The 591-nt window shown below is 60.2% G+C and carries 1 protein-coding gene; it reads right to left on the bottom strand.

Annotated features, from left to right (window positions below):
- Positions 1-188: 188 nt before the first annotated feature.
- Complete coding sequence (locus tag CKO41_RS18325) at positions 189-476, bottom strand: encapsulin-associated ferritin-like protein (protein ID WP_200240200.1); 288 nt, start codon at positions 474-476, stop codon at positions 189-191.
- Between the last annotated feature and the right edge of the window lie 115 nt (positions 477-591).

Here is a 591-nt window from a genome sequence, read left to right as displayed (position 1 = left end):
GCTTCATGCAGCCCGTGCAGGGTCGTGATCTGGGGCTCTTGGTGAAAATCGGCCATGCGCTATCAACTCCTGCCGTGGATTGCGGCACGATTGACCGCAGGCGCAGCCGACCAGACACACCAGCCAGCTGCTTGATCATCGTGAACTAGGTGCCCAGCGAAGTGGCGCTGGTCGCGCGATGGCGCAGGTTATTCATGCGCAATCGGCTTGTCGGTGAACAGGTAATCCTTGAGTTCGTCGTCGAATTTCGAGTCCCGCCGCCGAATCCACTCGAGCACCATCGCCGCATGCTCCTTCTCTTCATCGCGGTTGTGCGCCAAGATCGCGCGCAGTTCCGCATCCTTGCACGCATCGACGCGCTGGTTGTACCAGTCGACGGCCTCGAGCTCCTCCATCAGCGACAGGATCGCGCGGTGCATATCGCGCGTTTCGTCCGACAGTTCAGTGATCGGCTCGTGATAACCCTCGTTGGACATCGCTTGTCTCCGAAGCTGGGGCCGCGGCAGGCGACCCTGGAATATACCTGGAATGAACCTAGATGAAACGAGCGGGGCCGAGCCAAAACAGCTGCGCCTCCGCTAGACGCATTGT

Origin of the sequence: Thiococcus pfennigii, from assembly GCF_016583835.1 — a bacterium.
Lineage (GTDB): Bacteria > Pseudomonadota > Gammaproteobacteria > Chromatiales > Chromatiaceae > Thiococcus > Thiococcus pfennigii.
The sequence above is the reverse complement of the archived record's forward strand: the minus strand, read 5'-3'. Positions and strand labels throughout refer to the sequence as shown.